Genomic DNA, 2,693 nt, shown 5'->3' with positions numbered 1-2,693 from the left:
GCCGCGCCCGAGCGTTATTTAAGCAGCTTTATTTTCACTAATCTTTACAACGGTATCATTTTCATAAATTTCACAATCTTCAGGAATCCCATATGCATAGTAAAAGTTTTGTTTGACATATGAATAATCATTTCTTTTTAATCTTGCATTGCCATGTACCAAACCTCTAATGGTGTGATAACCAGTCACTTTAGCATTGCCATAAACAGAACCGTAGACTTGAGTATACCCTCCCACGCTAGCCTTGCCATAAACCTTGCCATAAATTTTAGCAGCACCACTAACAACAGCATGATCATAAACCACGGCATTGCCATAAATACGCGCATTTCCTGATAATTTTGCATTGCCATAAACCCGCCCACAGACCCAAGCATTATTAGAAAGATGCGCATTGTCATAAACTTGAGCTTTTGCATAAACGCGGGCGCGATTACAGATATGAGCATTGCCATAAACAGTACCCATTATAATAGCGTTATTAAAAACCTTGGCATTTTCATAAATATGGGCTGGATTTAAAACAAGAGCATTATCATAGACCCAGCAATTGCCATCATGAGAGAGATTGTTCTCACTTTCAATAAAGCCGCCCAATTGACCAGCTTTAACATCAGAAAAGTCTTTTAATGCTTTAATGCGATAAAGAGTTTTATTATTAAATACACGTGTCTCATTTGTGAGTGCAAACTTTTTTTGCATAACACACTTCCTTTATAAATAGATTTAAATTTTAAAATGAGATGGTTAAAGAGGGGCGCCCCCGCCGCGCCCGCGCCATTATTTACGCAGCGTTATTTATAGCCTGATCAGCACCACAGACATCTTCAGAAAATTTCTTATTTTCATTAAGCACCGCATTGCCATAAATCGTTGTAAATTGGCAAATTTGTGCCTTGCCACTCACATGAGCATTATCATGAATGTTTGCAAAGGGACCAACACGCGCCGAGCCAGAAACCTTGGCATTGTCATAAATATTGCTACCGCCATAAACTATAGCTTTATCAAAAACATGAGCATTACCATAAGCTTTTGACCACGTAGCAAGGCGTGATTTTCCATAGACATGGGCATCATTAAACACAAGCCCACTCACATGAGCATTTTCATAAACACGGGCGTTATCGTAAATAAGAGCCCCCTCCGTAATAACGGCATTATCACTCACAACGGCATTGCCAAAAACATAGCCTCCAATTTTTGCATTGCCATTAATGATTGCATTGTCATAAACATGTGCTTTATTACTCAAAACCCATGCCTTATCACTAATCACGGCATTCCCATAAACCCTCGCATAATTCACAACACAGGCATTATTGCGTATTTTTGCATTTTCGGAAACGCTTGCTTGGATAACCATAGCATCATCATATACCCAGCAATTGCCATCATGAGACAGATCACTTTCATCTTTAATAAAGCCGCCGAATTGACCAGCTTTAACATCATCAAAATCTCTTAAAGCTTTAATGCGGTGTAAAGTCACGCCGTTAACAACGCGGGTTTCATTAGTAAGTTCATATTTTGGAGATGTTTTTTTCTTATTAACGGGGGTGTTTTTTGATATATTTGTCATAATTAAATCCTAACTGTTTATATTTGTTATTGACAGCCCCCAAGGGCGTCGGGCGCTAACAAACACGGCAGTTAGTCCGCTGCTTACACTTTTCCCTTTAAGGGTATTGTATGATGTAAGCACACCCGACAAAATCACTATATATGCTAATTAGAGCATAAAAAATAGTCAATTTTTATAACAGGATTAGGTTTATCGTAACCTATTCGCTAACTGTTTAGTGTTGTTAATCACTTGATTATTTATATAACAAAATACGTATTTATTGTCAATTAATATTCTATCTTTTTTGATATTTTTTGTATTTTTTAAAATGCGTTATGTATTGATAATATCTTATGCTTATTAATTGCTTCTTTTATATTTATATGCGTTTAAAGCTATATTATAGGCTTTATAAAACGATTGCGTTATGTTTTGAATCTATACATTTATAATATTTAAAAACGCTCTTATCATGCGTATTTTTATCTTTATAACCTATCAATTTTTTTACTAAATGAATTTAAATTTTTTTGTGAATTTTGTTTATAACAAATTTGCAACTTAACAGCCTTTTATAGGAACTCTTTTTATAACCAATGCATTCATTTGCATTATGATTATAAAACTTTGCTATTTTACGCATTCTCTATAGCCATGGCATCATTTTTCATTTTCATAAGAGAAACGATAAATAGGATAATTGCGATTTATAGACTGTTATGAAAACATCTAAAGAGAGATTGATAATTATAGAGATTAGAAAAATACCTTTTAATAGACCGTGTCAGTGTTGCAGTCCTTTTTAGACCCTATAATTATTTTTTTTAATGAGTAAAATTAAAAACTTTATCTTTCAATATGTTAATGTCTTTAAAACACAACCCATATCAAGAATACAATCTTTAAAGATAAACAATGATGTGAATTGATTAAAACTTGTCAGTTATGTGTCAGTAAATTGAACCGACAAAAGTGATTATTTTAGTGTTTCATTAAAAAGTGTCTTATGAAAAGCGTATGAAAGTAAAAACTGATTACGTTATCAAAATCCCTTTTATTGAATTTTAATCAGTTTTTTTGAATAGATAACCTTATGATTTAGAGAATGATTACAACGTGCTTTATG

General features: G+C 33.6%; 2 protein-coding genes. Both read right to left on the bottom strand.

The features are described from left to right. Positions 1-18: 18 nt before the first annotated feature. On the bottom strand, positions 19-702 hold the full coding sequence (locus tag PVV57_RS09970; protein ID WP_273784008.1) for a hypothetical protein: 684 nt from the start codon (positions 700-702) through the stop codon (positions 19-21). 82 nt (positions 703-784) lie between these two features. Next, positions 785-1,582 (bottom strand): hypothetical protein, encoded by a 798-nt coding sequence (locus tag PVV57_RS09965; RefSeq protein ID WP_273784007.1) that lies wholly within the window; start codon positions 1,580-1,582, stop codon positions 785-787. Positions 1,583-2,693 lie beyond the last annotated feature (1,111 nt).

It is taken from the genome of Bartonella sp. AU15XJBT (assembly GCF_028618615.1).
Lineage (GTDB): Bacteria > Pseudomonadota > Alphaproteobacteria > Rhizobiales > Rhizobiaceae > Bartonella.
Note: the sequence above shows the minus strand (reverse complement) of the source record. Positions and strands in the feature narration are given on the sequence as shown.

What these genes read in the sequence shown, in the direction of transcription:
- PVV57_RS09965 (WP_273784007.1), bottom strand. Translation starts at nt 1,582, where the DNA reads ATGACAAATATATCAAAAAACACCCCCGTTAATAAGAAAAAAACATCT.
- PVV57_RS09970 (WP_273784008.1), bottom strand. Translation starts at nt 702, where the DNA reads ATGCAAAAAAAGTTTGCACTCACAAATGAGACACGTGTATTTAATAAT.